This window comes from Paludifilum halophilum (assembly GCF_002245355.1).
Classification (GTDB): Bacteria; Bacillota; Bacilli; order Thermoactinomycetales; family DSM-45169; genus Paludifilum; species Paludifilum halophilum.
Genome location: NZ_NOWF01000002.1, coordinates 315,655 through 334,006 on the forward strand (window position 1 = coordinate 315,655; position 18,352 = coordinate 334,006).

Annotated in this window: 16 protein-coding genes; 8 read left to right on the top strand and 8 right to left on the bottom strand. The window is 50.7% G+C overall.

Going from position 1 to position 18,352, the window contains the following annotated elements; genetic code table 11:
• Positions 1-3: 3 nt before the first annotated feature.
• The 3 genes from CHM34_RS04505 to CHM34_RS20115 all read right to left on the bottom strand — a co-directional run bounded on the left by CHM34_RS04505 (position 4) and on the right by CHM34_RS20115 (position 2,774).
• Positions 4-648 (bottom strand): DUF1430 domain-containing protein, encoded by a 645-nt coding sequence (locus CHM34_RS04505; protein ID WP_094263385.1) that lies wholly within the window; start codon positions 646-648, stop codon positions 4-6.
• 12 nt (positions 649-660) lie between these two features.
• Positions 661-2,271, bottom strand: a complete 1,611-nt coding sequence (locus tag CHM34_RS04510; RefSeq protein ID WP_094263386.1) for a bacteriocin-associated integral membrane family protein — start codon at positions 2,269-2,271, stop codon at positions 661-663.
• A 140-nt stretch (positions 2,272-2,411) separates the two neighbouring features.
• On the bottom strand, positions 2,412-2,774 hold the full coding sequence (locus tag CHM34_RS20115; protein WP_369126361.1) for a lactococcin 972 family bacteriocin: 363 nt from the start codon (positions 2,772-2,774) through the stop codon (positions 2,412-2,414).
• Between the two features lie 559 nt (positions 2,775-3,333).
• Here CHM34_RS20115 and CHM34_RS04520 point away from each other — a divergent pair.
• The 3 genes from CHM34_RS04520 (at position 3,334) to CHM34_RS04530 (ending at position 7,889) form a co-directional block, all read left to right on the top strand.
• Entirely contained in the window at positions 3,334-3,660 is a 327-nt protein-coding gene (locus tag CHM34_RS04520) for a phasin family protein (protein WP_240511885.1), read from the top strand.
• Between the two features lie 43 nt (positions 3,661-3,703).
• Positions 3,704-5,374, top strand: coding sequence for an ABC1 kinase family protein (locus CHM34_RS04525; protein ID WP_094263389.1), 1,671 nt, complete (start codon positions 3,704-3,706; stop codon positions 5,372-5,374).
• A gap of 415 nt (positions 5,375-5,789) precedes the next feature.
• Entirely contained in the window at positions 5,790-7,889 is a 2,100-nt protein-coding gene (locus CHM34_RS04530) for an endolytic transglycosylase MltG (RefSeq protein WP_276207680.1), read from the top strand.
• A 67-nt stretch (positions 7,890-7,956) separates the two neighbouring features.
• Here the strand turns inward: CHM34_RS04530 and phnC are convergent, their stop codons facing one another.
• The 4 genes from phnC to CHM34_RS04550 all read right to left on the bottom strand — a co-directional run bounded on the left by phnC (position 7,957) and on the right by CHM34_RS04550 (position 11,510).
• On the bottom strand, positions 7,957-8,700 hold the full coding sequence (gene phnC / locus CHM34_RS04535) for a phosphonate ABC transporter ATP-binding protein (RefSeq protein ID WP_094263391.1): 744 nt from the start codon (positions 8,698-8,700) through the stop codon (positions 7,957-7,959).
• Between the two features lie 14 nt (positions 8,701-8,714).
• Positions 8,715-9,446, bottom strand: a complete 732-nt coding sequence (phnE, locus tag CHM34_RS04540) for a phosphonate ABC transporter, permease protein PhnE (RefSeq protein WP_206093746.1) — start codon at positions 9,444-9,446, stop codon at positions 8,715-8,717.
• Positions 9,447-9,493: 47 nt separating this feature from the next.
• A complete protein-coding gene (phnD, locus tag CHM34_RS04545; RefSeq protein ID WP_240511866.1) occupies positions 9,494-10,396 on the bottom strand; it encodes a phosphate/phosphite/phosphonate ABC transporter substrate-binding protein in 903 nt (300 codons plus the stop codon).
• Positions 10,397-10,529: 133 nt separating this feature from the next.
• A complete protein-coding gene (locus tag CHM34_RS04550; RefSeq protein ID WP_169713586.1) occupies positions 10,530-11,510 on the bottom strand; it encodes an alpha/beta hydrolase family protein in 981 nt (326 codons plus the stop codon).
• 459 nt (positions 11,511-11,969) lie between these two features.
• On the opposite strand from CHM34_RS04550, the gene CHM34_RS04555 reads away from it, so the two are divergent.
• The 3 genes from CHM34_RS04555 to CHM34_RS04565 all read left to right on the top strand — a co-directional run bounded on the left by CHM34_RS04555 (position 11,970) and on the right by CHM34_RS04565 (position 14,299).
• The gene (locus CHM34_RS04555) at positions 11,970-12,164 is read left to right on the top strand and encodes a hypothetical protein (RefSeq protein WP_094263393.1); all 195 of its coding nucleotides are present in this window, start codon (positions 11,970-11,972) and stop codon (positions 12,162-12,164) included.
• A 135-nt stretch (positions 12,165-12,299) separates the two neighbouring features.
• Positions 12,300-13,019, top strand: coding sequence for a DUF3153 domain-containing protein (locus CHM34_RS04560; RefSeq protein ID WP_094263394.1), 720 nt, complete (start codon positions 12,300-12,302; stop codon positions 13,017-13,019).
• Between the two features lie 266 nt (positions 13,020-13,285).
• Positions 13,286-14,299 carry an LCP family protein gene (locus CHM34_RS04565; protein ID WP_169713587.1) on the top strand — a complete coding sequence of 338 codons (1,014 nt, stop codon included), beginning with the start codon at positions 13,286-13,288 and terminating at the stop codon, positions 14,297-14,299.
• A gap of 67 nt (positions 14,300-14,366) precedes the next feature.
• Here CHM34_RS04565 and CHM34_RS04570 read toward each other — a convergent pair whose 3' ends face one another.
• Complete coding sequence (locus CHM34_RS04570) at positions 14,367-15,293, bottom strand: SPL family radical SAM protein (RefSeq protein WP_094263396.1); 927 nt, start codon at positions 15,291-15,293, stop codon at positions 14,367-14,369.
• A 148-nt stretch (positions 15,294-15,441) separates the two neighbouring features.
• Between CHM34_RS04570 and CHM34_RS04575 the strand changes: the two genes are divergently transcribed.
• Complete coding sequence (locus tag CHM34_RS04575; protein WP_094263397.1) at positions 15,442-16,764, top strand: MFS transporter; 1,323 nt, start codon at positions 15,442-15,444, stop codon at positions 16,762-16,764.
• Positions 16,765-16,931: 167 nt separating this feature from the next.
• Positions 16,932-18,344: a 3-isopropylmalate dehydratase large subunit gene (gene leuC, locus CHM34_RS04580; protein ID WP_094263398.1), complete on the top strand. Its 1,413-nt coding sequence runs from the start codon at positions 16,932-16,934 to the stop codon at positions 18,342-18,344.
• Positions 18,345-18,352 lie beyond the last annotated feature (8 nt).

Here is an 18,352-nt window from a genome sequence, read left to right on the forward strand (position 1 = left end):
CTTTTATTCTCCTCCCTTAATTACCTGGATCTTATTGCGACGCTCAATGACAATAAGTGCGATAACAGTAGCGAGGATTTCGATCCCAATCAGACTGAGGACGATCATCCAAAAATGGGAATCGGTAATTCCGTTTATCAACTGGAAGCGGGGATTCTCTGCCTGATCCGCCATAAAACTGAGCATGATGAACGTGATCGAGGTGACGGCCCACCAGCCGAAAACCGACCGGTACGTCTTAAAGAAGCCAATGCCGAATAAGCGGTTTACCACCAACCGTTTTTGGTGTTTATGGAAAAAGATCAGCAGGTTTTGCACGATCAGAAAGAAGAAAACACTAACGATTCCCAGCATAGATAGTAGCTCGGTACGGATCTCCTCGGACAAATGATCCAGCTCCTGAGATACGTACTGATGAAAAGAGACGATGTCGACTAGATTATCCAATTTTAGCCGCTTTAGTTCCGGCTCCAACTTTTCGTAAGTGCGTTCCGGATCTTGGTCGATCAGTTTAATCTTTAACGGATCAGTCAGTCCACCACCCTTTGTCCCACTCCTAAATACGAACAGATGGTTCTGCTCTGTTTTGACATGGATGATAGGGTCGAGAATCCGATTCTGTTCCGCCGGAAAGACATCGGGATTCATGCTGAATATGGACTAACCCTCCGCCAACCAGATGATCTTCACCTCTTGCCCTTCGTCAGCTGTGAGGTAAAAATCTCTCCTTCCTTTATCTCGTTCAAATAAATCACGGATTGCTTCTTCGCGATCCCGATATTGTTCAGGAACGAGCACCACCCAATCGGTGGCCTCTTCGGATATTTGAACCGGATTGCCGTCCTGATCATACACCGGAAAGGCTTTAAGGTAATTAGGATTTACCATGATGGAGAGGATCCCATTATCATTGGGGTCCGATAAAAGGGCTTCCTCTTCATATTCGCCTGCATCGATATATACAGACCCGAGGGCATTCAAAAAAGGATAAAGTTTATAGAGGGCTTGATCGATTCTAGGATCTTCTGCTGCCAATTCTTGAACGGTATAGGCGGCGGTATGGCCCCTGTAAGCCTCGAGGACTCCGTAGTCTTCCATCCGCCTCCAATGATCCAGCTGTCCCTGTTGGGCATCCATCCGCTCCTGCTGGGTGCGTAAATCGGTAACCAGTGAATAGGTTTCTAAACCGATTAAAACCAAAACCATAGCACAGATCACTTTCAGTACCATGTTAAGCACAAAAATGCTCCGGGTATCTTTTCGGTTTTTCAAGGTTTGGCTCACTTTGATGGTAGAAATGTACCCATAACAGAATAGGGACAGGATCATTAAGAGGAGATAGGCTTGCCCCAGTTGAAGCAAGGCCTGAAATACGAAGGTCGTCGGCTTATACAATCCCAACGCGAACAACACACTTCCCAAGGTCGTAACCCCAACCACCACACTGATCAACCGGCCGACGACCATCCACCATAAGCGCAGGTTGGATACCCCATGCATTTTGAGAATGCCGACTCGCTTGGCTGAATTGAAGATATAGTAAATTAACAAAAGGAGTGTCACCGCGAATAGGATGTACTGTTCGTATCGTTGAGAAGATAGATCCTTTAAAGCAAAAAAACCTTCTCTCGGTTCCGTGAATGCCTCAGGGGGTTGGAAATCTGACGGTGTATAAGAATGAGCCTTCTCTCCATCCCGGTTACGCAGGTGCATATTGATCTTATCGCTTAATGTCTCTAAAAAGAGCTGCAACTGTTTCTTATCTTTTACTTCCGCAAAATAGCGCCCATCGACGGGGAGGTAGTCGTAAGAAGACCGCAACGGTTGGATCGTAATCAGCTGCTTCGGGTCAAAATAGCGAATTCGACCAACTTGGTTCTTATTCTTCGTTTGAATAGAAGAAAGGTACCGTCGGCTGTCTTGGGTCTCCTCCGCTTGCAGAGTCCGACCACTCGCCAATTCGATAGAATCGTAAAAATGCGTTTCACTGGTCAGTAGGAGATACTTAATCATCTCAATCTGCTCATCGGGTCGATAATAGCGCCCTCCCCGAAAAAGATTGACCTCAGTTTCCTTGGCTGTTTTCTCCAAGAGGGGATATATTTCCTCCGGATCGGCTAATCCTTCATCTTCGGGGATAACGAAGGGGGTGGCAAACTCCCTTTCCAGAGTACCTAATTTTTCGATCTCATCATTTTTGATCTGCTGATAAGCGATCGAAAGGGAGAACGCACAGCTTATCAGCAAGGCGATGAAGACGATTTTCTTCAAGGGTCACCGGCTCCTTTGTCGTAACTTTCAACCGTATCAGCTGCAGCGAAAGAGAAAAAAGGACAGGATCATGGTGAACGGATCGAACTCGCTCACCATGATCCTGTGCTGAATTTGTTTTCAGTCAATATTCCCCTCATTTAATGTGGATTTGAACAGCTCGTATTCCAATAAGCGTACCCTGTGTCACTCGTTTTAGCGGTTTGGCTAGCTTTAGATTCCTTATCTGCATATCTACAATCCCGATCAGGCGTCCTTGATCCGAGCTGAGCGGAGGATCCGTGAACTTCGTCAGGGTGCCAATAGTTGGACCATACAGTTTTATATTGACTTCGCCATCCTGACCTTTCTGTCCCATATGACCATGTCCCACCACCCACCTTTTTGCTTCCAAACGCAGTAACTTTATCACTCGTCAATTCCACACCACCACTGGCCGCATCTGCCGAAGGAGCAGCCACGAATGCCAAAGCACAGACAGAGGTTACTGCTACACCAAGCATTTTGACTAAATACTTCTTCAAAACTGATAACTCCCAATATATGTTTCTATATACATTGTTATACTATAATGCCTATCGTCTATTTGTCAATAATTTCACCATTTTAAAAGGAGTATGACAAATAAAATATAAATCGACACAAAAAGGCTTTTTGTCTAGATTTCAAGCCAATGTTTTAAAAACATTCCCTTCATCCTGTTCGAACTGTTAGCTTTCCGGTAAACATCGGGGCACTGGGAATATCATTCTATCCGGTGCTGAAGACGAGCTGTTTCTCATCGAGACTGACAGCACAAGTCTCGATAGCATAAGTTCGAAAAAACTGTTCCGCGTCGGGCTTTGGAAATCGGATCAAGGTTTTATCCCCTGGTTTTTACGTCTTACAAGGCTTGTCTGAAGCTTTCCTCCTACTTTTTCGTCTAGATTGACTCAAACTCCTTTTTCCGGGCCTTGTTCCCGATTAACCTTTTCCTTTTCAGGGAATAAAATTGGGAGTACCGTCATGGGTTCCCTATCACCGAAAGTTCCAGACATCAAAGGAGGCTCTCACGTGAAGGATATGATGCGGAAAGGTCTTGCAGCCGGATTCGGATTAGCCGTGATCAGCAAAGAGCGTGCCGAAAAAGTCGTTCAAGATTTGGTCCGACGCGGTGAACTCGCCCCGTCGGCATCCAAGGAGTTACTCGATCAGTTGATCACCCGAGGGGAAAAGGAACAGCAAGAGTGGGATACATGGATTCGGGAACATATTAAAAAAGGGCTGAATGAAATGGAAATCGCCACCCGGGAGGATATCCGCCGGTTGGAACAACACATCCGAATATTGGAGAGCCGACTGTCCCAGCAGTCCGAGTGGAAAGAAGACGGGACCGAACCCGAGGCTTGACCCGCTTCAGGCCTCTTTTTTTTGGATGAAGGAGTGGTGATCGATGTTCGGCAGGAAAATGCGAAATCTCAACCGCTACCGTGAAATCGCCTTGACCCTCACCCGGCACGGATTTGGTTATATCCTGGACGAGATGGGCATCTTCACCTATCTGTCCATACCAAAAAAGGAATCAAAGCCTCTTCACCGTGACCCCGCCACACGGGGGCGGCATATCCGTCAGACACTGGAAGAGTTGGGCCCGACGTTTATCAAATTGGGACAAGTAGCCAGTACTCGTACGGATTTACTTCCGGAAGATATCATTCGCGAACTGGAAAAACTGCACGATGATGTTCGCCCGTTACCCTTTGAAGAGATCCGGACGATCCTGGAACAGGAGTTGGGGGAGATTTCCGATCACTTTGCCGAAATAGAAGAAACCGCGATCGCCGCCGCTTCCATCGGACAGGTCCATCGGGCCATTCTTTACAACGGCGATACCGTGGCCGTCAAGGTGCAACGCCCCCGGATCTCAACCATCATCGAAACCGACCTGAGCATCCTGCGCGATATCGCAGCGCTGGCCGAGCAGCGGGTCGAATGGGCGGAACAGCACCAAGTCAGCGAGGTTGTGGAAGAACTGGCCCGGTCGGTTCAGGAAGAACTGGATTACACGTCGGAGGCCCGGCACGCCGACAAGATCCGAAAGCAATTCACCGAGGAGAAACACCTCTATATCCCTCCGATCTATTGGAACCTGACCACAAGTCGAGTACTGACGATGGAGTACATACACGGAATCAAGTTAACACGGTTGGAATCTCTGGACCAAATGGGCTTCGATCGAAAAATCCTGGCGGAACGGTTGATCAGGGCCCTTTTTCACCAAATTTTGATCGAAGGATTTTTCCACGGCGATCCTCACCCCGGCAATATCTTTGCTCAACCCGGCAACCGGCTCGCTTTTATCGATTTCGGAATGGTGGGGCGGCTCACCCCTGAGATGCAGGATCATTTCGCCTCCATGGTGATCGCCATGATGCGGCGTGACACGGACGGGGTGGTTCAGGCGGTTCTGAAAATGGGACTGGTCCCCGATGATGTGGATATCGGGCAACTCTGGCTGGATACCGATGAGCTGACGGACAAGTATTACGACATCGCCCTCTCCGAGGTCAGCCTGGGCGAAGTCGTCAACGACCTCTTCGACGTCGCCTACCGGCATCGGGTGCGGATTCCTTCGGATCTGACACTGCTCGGTAAAACCATGATCACGCTGGAAAGTATCGTTAAAAAATTGGACCCCGAGATCCATGTGACCCAGATCACCCAGCCCTTTGGGGAACAACTGTTGAAAAGGCGGTACAATCCCCGCAGAATGGCGACCAGTGCTTGGAAAAACCTCCTTGACTACGGGGAAACCCTGATGGAATTGCCCAAACAGCTCAAAGAGCTGTCAGAAAGCATCAAACGGGGGCGTATCCAGGTGGATGTCGGTGTTCCCCGCCTCAATCTCTTCCTGCGAAAATTGGACCAGATTGTCAACCGGCTGTCCTACAGCATCGTCCTGCTTTCTTTCAGCATTATCATGTGCGGGCTGATCATCGGCTCTTCCCTGACCCGGCAACAAACGCTTCTTTGGAAAGTCCCCGCTATCGAAATCGGATTCGTGATCGCTTTGTTCATGCTTTTATGGCTGATCTACTCCATCTATAAATCAGGAAGGTTATAACCCAAAAAGACGATGCCCCGCTGTCATTCAGCGAAGGCATCGTCTTTTATAATAAAACATTCTTTTCTTACTAAATATGTATCCATTTACTAAATTATTGATTTCAGAATAAATCCACTTAAAAAGAGAGCGTCTTTCCTCCTCTGCCTATCCCCCTGTCATATAAGCATTTTAATCGGATGGAACTAATACTTCCTCCCTAAGAAACCAACTTTAAGTCTATTGAATCAACCCGAGTTATTTTTTAAATTAAAGATACATTTTATAATTGAATACTTCTTCATGGTCGGATCGTAACGGAAGCTTTGGATAGGAGGGCGGTATCATAGAACCCGCTCAACAAGCACCCGCTTCAACCCTGTCAAGAACTGAGCGCTACAAACGGCAACGGTATCATCCGCTGGTTTGGTTTCTGCTGTTCGGAACAGCCTTCACCCGTACCGCCTCCTTTATGAGCCTGCCCTTTCTCTCTATCTACCTTTCCCAACACACGGATCTCAACCCGTTTGAAATCGGATGGGTATTGGGCATGAGCGGACTGGGTGCTGCTTTTGGGGGGTTTGCCGGCGGTTATCTATCCGACCTTTTCGGCCGCCGCATGATCCTGCTTCTTGCGGCGGGAACCTGGACAGGAGTCTTTTTCTCCTTTTTCTTCGCTGATACTTTTATTCAACTCAGCCTGTTAAACCTGGCGAACGGAATGTGCCGTTCCTTTTTTGAACCCACCTCCCAAGCCTTGATGGCGGATCTGACTCCGGAATCCAAACGCCTGAAAATTTTCGGCTACCAATACACCGCCCTCAACGTCGGAATGGTCTTGGGGCCTCTTTTGGGAGCCTACCTCTTTCAGGCAGTGGGAATCCGTACCTTTTTATTCACCGGGATCGCTTATGCGATCTATTTCTTACTGCTCATGCAAAAGCTGTCACGGCACCGAGTCCGGATTCAGGAAGTGAAACCGGCGGAGAGGGTCCGCTTTATAAATTGTATCAAGGTTATCCGAAAAGATGCAGCACTAGGCTATTTCGTACTAGCGGAAACGCTCTTTTTCATTGTTTACTCTCAAATCGAAACCAACCTGCCTATTCACCTGACGGACGATCTCGGAAACAGCGCATTGTATCCGATCCTGCTGACCATTAACGCTCTGGTCGTCATTTTGTTGCAAAGCGTCGCTTCCGGTTGGGCACAACACAAAAATATTCTCAGCAGTCTCTCTTTAGGATGTCTACTGTTTTCCACCGGATTTTCAGCGTACGCTATCGGGGGATCCGCCCCGGTCTACATCTCCGGAATGGTCTTGATCACACTCGGCGAAATTCTGATTTATCCCGTTTCCAGCCTTTTTATCGACCGCTTGGCCGATGAACGGCTTCGGGGAACCTATTATGGGACTTATAATTTTGCACAAATCGGTTTATTCCTGGGGCCGACATTAGGCGGCTGGATCCTGAAAACGGTCGACGGGAGTTGGATGTGGTGGATGATGGTGTTTATCTCTCTCCACATGATTTGGTTTTATGCTTTCGGCTATCGCGTATACGCCAAAAAATCCGGCTTCTCCATCGTCGCCGTCATTCGCCGCGTACTCATCGATCTCCATCTGATCCGTCTGATTAAGTTTTCATTAAAGATCGTCCCACTGATTTCTTTGCTCTCATTATCTTCTTTCCTGTTGTTTCATAATGCCGATGATTCCCTGCGTTCACCGAAACGGACCGACATGGTGGAAGTCCGGATCCCGGAGGATGCTTCCCTGCGGCAAATCGCCGACGAATTGGAACAAAAGGGAATCATACGGGACGGAAAATGGTTTCCGATCTATGCGATCAGCAACAAAACCTTGAAAGACCTCGTCATCCAACCCGGAGTTTATCAGATCTCCCCGAAGGCGGATTTGGAGGATGTGATGAAGATCATGTCCCGCGGGACTTTCACGGTGGAAATCCCGCCAGGAACAACGGTACACGAGATTGCAAACTCACTGGATTATCTGGGAGTCGAGCGTGATCGGTTTTTAAAGGCGGTCAAAGCCGAAAGTTATGATTTCTCCTTTTTGGAGGAGCTGCCGGATCAGGAGCGACCTTACCGGTTGGAAGGCTATTTGATGCCGGGACAATATGAATTTCGCAAAGGCGTGACAGAAAAAGAGATTGTCACTTCCATGCTGATGCGGTTTGACCGCTTGGCGACAAAAAACATCCGAAGCGAATTGAATCAAAAGGGATGGACCGTCGATGAATGGGTGACTGTGGCCTCTTTAGCGGAAGAACGTCCTCAAAGGCAAAGCCCATCCGATGCCGCCCAGGAAATCTACCGGAGGCTGCAACAAGGATATGTATTGGAGAATGCTCTCTCTTACCCCTACAGTGAAATCGCCGCATACAACACCCATCATCGAAGAGGGTTGCCGCCGGGCCCCATCAACAACCCCGGGAAAATAGCGCTGAAAGCCAGCCTGGACCAGATTCCATCCAATAAAGCCCCCGAAAGACAACAGCCGCCCGGTCGCTGACGAATGCCCCGTCAAGAACAGCTGAAGATAGCCTTCTAACTCATAAAGCCCCGGAAATCCGGGGCTTTTACTCTTCCATCCGATAGATGCGTTCTACCGCTTTTTCGTCCAATTCCTCCGGTCGGCCGTCAAAAACCATGCTGCCGGCACTCATGCCGATCACCCGGGTAGCGACACGGCGAGCCAATTCCACATCGTGAAGGTTCATCACCGTCGTCATCCCCTCCTGATCATGAATCCCCTTTAATAGATCCAGAATCGAACGGGAAGTAACCGGGTCCAGACTGGCGACAGGCTCATCTCCCAGTAAGAGCTTCGGTCGCTGCATCAAAACCCGGGCAACAGCCACCCGTTGTTGCTGGCCTCCGGAAAGACCATCCGCCCGACGCCGGGCCAGATGGCCGATACCGACACGTTCCAAAGCCTGTTTTCCCTTTTTTTCCGCCTCCGGTGGAAAAATACCGGTTAAACTTCGCCACAGAGGAAATTCGTAAAACCGGCCGACCATGACATTGGTCAAGACATCGAGACGGGAGATCAGATTGAAGTGCTGAAAAATCATGCCCATCTCCGATCGAATGCGCAAAAGTTCCCCGCCACTGGCGGCAGTGACGTTATGCCCATTCCAGTAGACTTCTCCGGAGGTGGGGCGGACCAGATGATTGGCACAGCGAATCAAGGTGGACTTCCCGGCGCCGCTCCGACCCAGCACGACGACAAACTCCCCGTCTCTCACTGAGAGCGTTACCTCCTGCAAGGCAGGGGCGGCCCCCCGTTGGTAGATTTTACTTACCTGATCCCATTTCAGCATAACCAACCACCTGATCAGATGACCTTGGCCCGAAAATAGGCTCCGGCATAGTCCAGCACCCAGATCAGCACCATGATCATCAAAATGTCGACCGCCATCGCGGAATACTCAAAGGTTTTAAAGTGGAGAAACAGCACATCCCCGATGCCGCCGGCCCCGATGGCACCGAATAGCAGGGAGGAGCGCACCCCCACTTCAAACCGATAAAAATAGTGGGATAAGAGATTCGGGAAAATCTGGGGGAGGATCCCATAGAGAGAAACCAGCAACCGCCTCGCACCGGTGGAAGCTACCGCCTCCTGGGGACCGGGATCCGCCGCTTCCACCAACTCCGCCAACAGCTTTCCCAGTACGGCGGTATTATGAAGGAAGAGGGCTACAATCACGGTTAAGGGCTCCAATCCGAAGGTGGGGACGAAAATCAGGGCCAACACCAACTCCGGAACCGACCGCAAAAAGGTTAGCAATGTGCGGACACCCGTATAGACGCTCCGATGGGTTGTTGTATTTCTGGCCCCTAAAAAAGCGAGGGGGAGGGCGAGCACCAAGGCGGAAATCGTCCCCAAAAAGGCGATCTCGACAGTGAGTAGGGTTTCTTTCAGGGAGTGGGTTACCATGGAAAAATCCAACGGCCAAAGTCTCTCCAAAAAATCAAAGGAATTTCCGATATCGCTGATATCGGATAAATTCAACTCCGCATCCCAAACACTGAAAGCCGTAGCGGCGATTACCACCGCAGCGGCCAAAAACCCTCCTCTTTTCATGTGGGGCATGATCCATCACCCATCCTCGTTCAATTGGAGTCCAACTGGAGACGGCCCGCTTCTTTCGCCGCTTGGCGGATCGCTTCATAATCCGCATTTTCCGCTTTTGTGAAGCCATTGGCACCGAACACGCTCAAAATCTCAGGGTCTTTGATCGAGAGAAAAGCTTTACGCAGCTTTTTCACCGTCTGATCGTCAATATCCCGGCGAACCGCCCAAGGATATTGAAAAAGGCGATCCGACTTCCAAATCACTTTCACCTTGGAATCGTCCACTTTTCCATCCTCGACCAACTGTTCATAAATGGCACTGTCGATAGCACCTGCATCGTATTTTTTGTTTTGGATGGAAAGGGCCGTGATATCGTGGGAACCGGTATAGGTCACCCCTTTGAACCGATGATGCTCCTGATCCTGGAACACCCCTTCCTTCTTCAGGGCAATCCCGGGAATCAAAGAGCCGGAAGTGGAATTGATATCCCCGAAGGCGAAATCCACCTTCCCGCTGTTTTTCGCCAAATCGTCTATGGAGTCAAGGGGAGAATCCTCCGGTACAATGATATACGAATGGTAATATGGCTTCCCGTCGATCAGCTGTGTCACCACCGCCTTGATTCCCGTTTCCTCACGGGCCTGGACAAAGGTGAGAGGGCCGAAGAAGGCCATATCCATTTTTTTGTACTTCATCGCCTCTACGACTCCCTGGTAGTCGGAGTAAATCTTGATCGCTACCGGGCGATTTAATTCGTCGGAGAGTTTTTTTTCCAGCTTGTCCATCGCTTTTTTCATATTGCCTTTGTTTTGGGCGGGGATCACACCCACCTGGAACGGATCCTCTTCCTGTCCTCCGCTGCAGCCCGCTCCGATCAGAAGCAGTCCGAAAACGAGCAACAAGGTTAAATACGAATTTCTTCGGTACCTTCGATGAATCAATGGGGCCACGCCTTTCCTTCATAACTAGATCAGACCGATGGATCAACCCTATTTTAGATCAAAAATCGGGTTTTCCACCAACAAGCTTCCATCAACAAAGCCGAACAGCACCGGGGCTGTTCGGCTTTATCAACTACTCCAAATACTGATCAAACCACTTGAAAATTTCCCGGTCCCGCTTTTCGGGTTGATTGGTTACATAATGATTGCCGCCGGGAATGAGTACCAGCCGATGTTCATAACCGAGCTGTTTCAACCTTTCCGCCAACCGTCTCGATTGACTGGGATTCACTGTGGGATCCTCCAAACCGTGCACTAAAAGAATGGGAACCCGGAGGTCATCCGGCCACTCCACCGCGGAGCGGGTTTTGTACTGATCCTCATTCAGCAGCGGGTCTCCGACCATTTTGGATAGTGGGGAACGAAACACATTTTTCTCTTCATAAAGCTGCTTCAGATCGGAAACTCCTCCGACAATGGCCGCCGCACGGATATCCACACCCTCCCGAATCGCTCGGTAGGTCATCATTCCGCCGCGGGAATAGCCGAGCATCACCTTATTATCCGGGTCGGCATAAGAAAGGCTGTCCGCCAGGGGGATCAAGTTGAGCACATCCCGGACATCTTTCCCGGCAATTCCTTTTTGCCCTTCACTGCCGTCATTGCCCCGGTACTGGGAAGCCAGAACCACGTAATGCCTGGAGGCCAGTTTGGTAAAGTACTCTAAATGATCCTCCTCAATTTTACTGCTCTCCAAAATTCCTCCCCGATTGTAAATGATGACGGGGAGTTTTTCTTCAATCTTTTTCGGTTTGCACAGAAAGCCGACGACGTGAAGTCCCTCGCTCATATATTGGATCCGGTATAATTCCACTTGATCCGAATAAGGAGAATCCACCTGGAGCAACTTTTTGGACACGATCTTTCCATCCGTGTTCTGATAGGGATCCTTTTGATTCTGATCGGATTCAGCAGTTTGATGATCGATCTCCATCTTTTTGCGGTCCCCGACTTCCTCACCGCGAACAGAATCCCCCTCTGCGAGGGTGACATAAACCGAAACCGTCGCCAATACCACGAAAACCAACGACGCGATTAAAATCCGTTTCCACAACTTACAATCGCCTCTCTCTTCCCCCACCGCACGGGTATCTTCTCTGAAGGAAGTAAAGTCTGTCCGCTCCGAATCAAAGTCAAGGGCAAATCCTTTCGAAAACGACCCCGGTCTCGCGATGGCAGAATACGACTCCCTTATAACCATCAGTTACTGGATCATCAATTGCCCCGTCTTCTTCGGACATCTTCGTTCATGGACAACCAGAAACCGACCGTTTTCGTGTTCCTTCGACCAAGATGGATACCATATTAATTAATGGTAAACCTTGACCTTCAAAAAAACAACCGACCCTCTGATATAAAAAATGTAGTCCCATTGTATTATTCGAAAAAGATTCCGAAAGCCCCCCACTTTTTCATTTCCATTCCGACATTTTTTAAGTTACGCTAGGAAAGAAGCCGATCAATAAAAGTCCTCACATTTCTTCACCGTTCATAGATCAAGGAGGGGTATAGAATGAATCAAAAGGAATTACACCGAAAAGTGAGTCGTCTGAAGGAGCTGATCGATCAGGGGCACATCCGATTTGAACGGCCTTCAGCCATTACTGAGTCCTTCGCCAAAATCCGCTACCGTAAAAACGGCCAAGTGGATCCGGATTCCGTCGACGAAAATGTTCACGCTCTGCTGACGGTGGTGGAAAGATACTGATGAAGACCTAACAGGTCTCCTCATTTATACTTATTTTTTGAAATTCTCTTCCTTTCCGCGGCACCATCTTATATTCTACTATCAAAAGAAACGATACCGGGTTTAAATCTCGTTGATGGTTGGAGGAGTCCACCGATGATGAAACACCATCACACGTTTTTCCATATCACATGGCTTGCCCTCTGTATGATCCTTCTGGGAGGGTGTGTCAACGCAGATATGCATGTCACCGTTAACATGGACGGCTCCGGAAGCTACCGGATTCAAGTGTTAAGTTCCCCTCTCGTGGAAAAAGAGTTGCAACCGGTCCGGGAAAAGCTGGAACAAAACGGGTACCAGGTCGAGGAACTCAAAAAAGGAAAACAAACGGGCTGGGTGGCGGAAAAACAAGTGGATAACGTTGCAGAAGAGCCGCCGAATCAGCTGATGGAGGATTTCTCTCCCGAAGGAAAATCGGCAAGCCTTCTTCCTTTTATGGAAGATATGGAAAAAGGCCCGGTAAAAGTAAACGCCGAACTCTTCCGCTATGTCATCCGGTTTCAAGATGATCTCGATCTGAGAGCCATGGCATCAGAAAATCCCGTTGAAAAAGCCTTTCTCAATGAAATGAACCTTCGTTTCAAGCTGACTCTTCCCTTGGAACCGAAGGATCACAACGCGGATTCCGTCTCGGAAGACGGCAAAACACTGACATGGAATCTGGCTCCCGGAGAAAAAAATCCGGTATTAGTAGAGGTGGAATTTCCCAATCCCATCGGCTGGATTCTCGTTGCAGCCGGAACCTTTCTCTTGGTCGTGTTGTTTGTCATCTTCTGGGTGCTTCGACGCAAGCGGCGATCAAAATCAAAGCGATAACACCGCGCTCTATTCCTCGTCCGTACGGGCCTTTACAGGGAGGCCGCAAAATTGACGCTTTTACAGTTAAGAGATATGATTTTAAAAAACATTGATGGTAAAGCGGGGTATGACCGATCGAGCAATCACGTGTCAACCGTGTAAAGAAGAAGAAAAAGAAAAAGTGGGTTTTTCGAGCACTCCTGCTGGGATTGCTTGCTGTCTTTATCGTATCCGGCTTTCTTTTTTGGCAAGTATGGGATACCCTCGCCGGGTCCTATGACCCGTTGAACCGTGAAAAATCGAAGAAACGGGAAGAAAAGGTGACCCTTGAGGACCCCTTCACTGTTCTACTGATCGGGACGGACGTCAAAAAAGCCTCTAACGAGAACTGGCGCCCGGACGTGCTGATGGTCGCCGCTGTCAATCCGAAGAAAAAATCGATCAAGATGATCAGCATCCCCCGGGATACTTATACGGAAATCGCCAACGCCAACGGCGCGAAAAACAAGATTAATTCCTCAGCTTATTATGGTAAAAAGGCCGGGGTCGGTCCGGTGACCAATACGGTGGAGACCGTGGAGGAACTATTTAATATCCCGATCGACCATTATGCCAAAATCAACTTTTCCGGATTTATCGAAATCGTAGACGCCTTGGGCGGAGTGGAAGTCAATTCGAAGTTTCCCTTTACAATGCGTCTTTTCAATAAGATGCAGCACTACGAAAAAGGAACGCTACAACTAGACGGCGAAAGGGCCCTGGGATATGTACGGATGAGGAAACAAGATCCCCGGGGCGATCTCGGGCGGAACGAACGACAGCGGGAAGTACTTCAGGAACTAGTCGGCAAGATGGTCAGCATCAAATCCGTCACCAAGATCGACGATATCCTGAAATCCGTCGGTGACAATGTCACTTATTCCATCAAATTGAACGAGTTGCCCGCTCTACAAAGCACCTACCGGGAGATTCCCAAGGACCACATCGATACCATCCAACTTCAGGGGCAAAACAGCAACGATAACCCCAAAGGAATCTGGTATTACCACATCACCGATCAGGAACGACTGCGGGTCAGCCATATCCTGCAAAAACAACTGGATCTTCCGTTGGAAACACTGGAAGGGGAGGAATTCCAAGGAACTTCCCCGGCGGAGGAAAACAGTGAATCCTCCGATCAACAGGAGGGCCCGGGCACACCCGGCGAAGAAAACCCCTCCGGCGGAGCCAACGGAACCCAGCCCGACCAAGGTCAAGAAACGCCTCCCTCCAATGGCATCAACAATGTCGGCCAGTAACGTCAAATCAAAAAGCCTTCGCAGGGCCTCGGCTTCATCCGGCACCCCGCGAAGGCTTTTTTTCGCATTAGAATAAACTCAACTGAACCGGGGATTCGCGAACAGAGGATTCACTCTTCGCCGGCTGGATTTCCATCCTCGTTTCTTGGGGAGAAAGGCCCACTTCCTCGATATATTGGCGGACCCGCTCCAACAAGGGAATCCGGTATTCTTCCGGAGTCACTGTTTTCTCCCCGTAAAGGCGGACCAAACGGGGGTACTGGGCGGGAAAAGACGGCTGCATCTGACGGAAAAACCAACTTTTGACCTCGGGTTTCAACCGGAGCACCGAGGGCACCAAAAACAAAGCTCCGCTCTCTGCCGCCGCCTGTGCCAATTCACGCAACTGCTCGTCTGTATCCGTGATATATGGAATAATCGGGGCCAGAAAAACCCCCGCCGGTACACCGGCCTCGTTGAGCCGTCGAACCGTTTTGAACCGCTGTTTGGGATGGGGAGAGGAAGGCTCTGTTTTTCTCCATATGTCCTCGTCCAAGGTACTCACGCTTACACTGACCGCATTCACTTTCATTTGGGTCAGGATGTCCAAATCCCGCAGGATGAGGGGGGAACGGGTGGTGATACTGCAAGGAACCCCGAACTCTTCAAGCACTTCCAGGATGGACCGAGTCACCTTCAACTTCCCTTCCAACTGCTGGTAAGGATCCGTCGCTGTCCCGACAACCACACCGCCTCCCTTCCATTTGCCCCGCTTCAGCTCGGCACGAAGAACCTCTGCCGCCTCCCGTTTGACAAAAATATTGTTGCGAAAGCTGTCATCCGTGTGAAAGCCCAAGTACGTATGGGTCTGGCGAGCATAGCAGAAATGACAACCATGGCCGCAGCCCCGGTAGGGATTGATCGACCAGTCAAAAGGCATCCGTGCCTCCTTCACCCGGTTGAGTACCGACTTGGGACGTGCCGGAAACCAGCGGTCCGGCAGTTCACCGTTCATCCGCCTCACCCCCAATCAGAACATTTGTTCTATCTTAACATGAAACGTACCTTCCGTCGAATGATCATCCTTATTCGGGATATCGTTTGCAAAACGTTGTTTTTTATGTAGTATGAAAAGACAGATATTTTTTTAGGGAGGATCTCTTATGGCAAACGTAAATCCTTCCCCTCGAATCCGGGACCCCAAACCTTGGCAAAAGACGCCGGTTCGCGTCCTGGCGGCCAGTTTAGCCGGGACCGCCATCGAATGGTATGACTTCTTTTTATACGGGATCGCCGCTTCCCTCGTCTTCGGAACATTGTTTTTCCCGCCGGATATGGACCCTTTCATCGGATTACTGCTGGCCTATGCCACCTTCGGCATCCCTTTTTTCATCCGACCCCTGGGCGGGCTCATTTTCAGTCACATCGGGGATCGAATCGGTCGTAAAAAGACGCTCGTCCTCACGATTATGCTGATGGGGATCGCTACTGTCCTGATCGGCCTTCTGCCCGGTTACGCCTCCATCGGAATCGCCGCCCCCATCCTGCTCACCCTGCTGCGGATCATCCAGGGCATCGGGATCGGCGGAGAATGGGGCGGTGCTCTCCTCCTCGCCGTCGAATATTCCTCCACTCAACGTCGGGGATTCTTTGGCAGCGTCCCTCAGATCGGGGTCCCGATCGGCCTGCTGTTGGGAACCCTGGTCATGTCCGTCACCACCCTGCTCCCGGAAAAAGCTTTCCTCGCCTGGGGCTGGCGCATCCCCTTCATTTTGAGCGCTGTTCTGGTCATCGTCGGTCTGTGGATTCGCAAGGGGATCGATGAGACACCCGCCTTCCAAAAAGCGCGGGAAAAGGGCCACATCGCCAAAGTCCCTCTGCTGGACACCTTTCGCTACCATTGGAAAGCGGTATTGACCGCCGTCGGTATGAAAGTGGTGGAAACCGGCCCTTTTTACATCTTTTCGACTTATATCATTTCCTATGCCACCACTCATCAGGAGTACTCCGACAGCACCGTACTGAACGCGATCACCCTCGGCACTTTGGTATGCAGCCTGTTGATTCCCTGGATGGGCCACCTGTCCGACCGGTTCGGGCGAAAACCGGTTTATATCACCGGGACGTTCGGCATCATCCTGATCGCCTTCCCTTATTTCTATCTCATCTCTCTACAATCCCCTCTGATGCTCACCTTGGCGACTGTAGCGGCTCTGGGGATCATCTGGGCCGCCGTCACCGCTGTATTGGGCACCTTGTATTCGGAAGCTTTCAGTACCCAGGTCCGTTATACCGGGGTGACCGTCGGCTACCAACTCGGCGCCGCCCTCGCCGGAGGAACCGCCCCCATGATCGCCGCCGCCCTGGTCCAGCAGTACGGAGGCTCCTGGATTCCCCTGGCTGTTTACCTGATCGTCACCGCTCTTCTCTCCCTGGCGGCCATCTCCGCCGTACGGGAAACCAAGGGAAGCAAACTGCCGGATTAAGTCCGTCATTTATCATTCAGCGGAAGAAGGATCTCCATCTCACCGAATATTCCATCAAATGATACAGCTCTTGCCTGATTCGAAAATTTTGCTACAATGGGAACAATATATCTTTTTAGGCTGGCTGTGGGCCACTGCCGATCATTTCAAACGACGAGGTGAGAAGAGTGAAACCGCGTACCCTGTTTGAAAAAGTGTGGGACCGACACGTCATCCACCAGGAAGAAGGAAAGCCCGCGATTCTGTATATCGATCTTCACCTGATTCACGAAGTGACCTCGCCTCAGGCGTTTGAAGGGCTAAGGTTGGAGGGGCGCCGTGTCCGCCGTCCGGACTTGACGATCGCAACCATGGATCACAATGTACCCACCACCGACCGGAGCCTGCCGATCACCGACTCCATCGCCGTTAAACAGATGGAAACACTGGCCGAAAACTGCCGGGAGTTCGGGGTCCGGTTATACGATTTGGATCATCCGCAACAGGGGATCGTCCATGTGATCGGACCGGAGCTGGGCTTGACTCTCCCGGGAAAAACCATCGTCTGCGGGGACAGCCATACCTCCACCCACGGAGCCTTTGGCTGTCTGGCCTTCGGAATCGGCACATCGGAAGTGGAGCATGTTTTGGCAACCCAATGTCTGCAACAGCTGAAACCGAAAACGATGGAGGTCCATATCAACGGAGCGCTCTCTCCCGGTGTGACCGCCAAGGACATCATCCTGGCCATTATCGCCGAGATCGGCACGGACGGCGCTACAGGCTGCGTCATCGAGTACACCGGGGAAGCGATCCGCAACCTGTCGATGGAGGAACGAATGACCGTCTGCAACATGTCCATCGAAGCCGGTGCCCGAGCGGGAATGATCGCACCGGACGAAACCACCTTCTCCTATCTCCAGGGCCGTCCCTACGCCCCCGAGGGAGATACCTTGGAAAAAGCCAAGCGGGAATGGGAACAATTGCACACCGACAAAGGAGCCGTCTATGACTACCGCGTGGAACTGGACGCTTCCAAGATCGCTCCGCAGGTTACCTGGGGCACCAGTCCAGGGATGGGTGTGCGTGTCACCGATACCGTCCCCGATCCCGCCACTTTTTCCACACCCACCGAACAGCAATCCGTCCGTCGAGCCCTGGACTATATGGGATTAACTCCGGGTACCCCCATCACCTCCATCGAAGTGGATCGCGTGTTTATCGGTTCCTGTACCAATTCACGGCTGGAGGACCTGCGGGCAGCGGCTCGAGTGGTCAAAAACCGGCAAGTCTCCTCCCGGGTTCAAGCCATGGTTGTCCCCGGTTCGCAACAGGTCAAAGAGAAAGCGGAACAGGAAGGGTTGGACCGGATTTTCACCGAGGCCGGCTTCGAATGGAGAGAATCCGGTTGCAGCATGTGCCTGGGGATGAATCCCGACACTTTGGATGCAAAAGAGCGCTGTGCCTCCACTTCCAACCGCAATTTCGAAGGACGCCAGGGGCGGGGCGGACGCACCCATCTCGTCAGCCCGATGATGGCCGCCGCCGCCGCGATCGAAGGACATTTCGTCGATATCCGAAATTGGAAATATCAAGACTGAGGAGGGTT